Annotated in this window: 1 protein-coding gene; it reads right to left on the reverse strand. The window is 62.9% G+C overall.

Going from position 1 to position 267, the window contains the following annotated elements:
• Positions 1-61 precede the first annotated feature (61 nt).
• Positions 62-267: hypothetical protein (locus OEB96_RS00125; protein WP_266213343.1), on the reverse strand; the 206-nt coding region annotated here is incomplete at its 5' end.

Genomic DNA, 267 nt, shown 5'->3' on the forward strand with positions numbered 1-267 from the left:
GCTGTCGGAGTCGAGCATCGTCGATCGGCCTCGGCCACTGTCCGTATCGGATACTTTCGAATCACATCTTTTCGCGCGTGCCCGACGTCGGCCCGAGGCGGATCGCCGCGAAACGCGGGAATTCGAGGAGATACGAGCCGTCGCCCAGGCTGATGCGCAGTGGCGGCCGCGAATTCGTGGGTAACGCGAGACCCGATACGTGGACTCTCGGCGATGATCGCTCGTGCGAGGGATTGCCCGATCCTGAATCGTAGGTCGCTGTCGGAT

Source organism: Paraliomyxa miuraensis (genome assembly GCF_026337845.1).
Lineage (GTDB): Bacteria > Myxococcota_A > Polyangia > Nannocystales > Nannocystaceae > Paraliomyxa > Paraliomyxa miuraensis.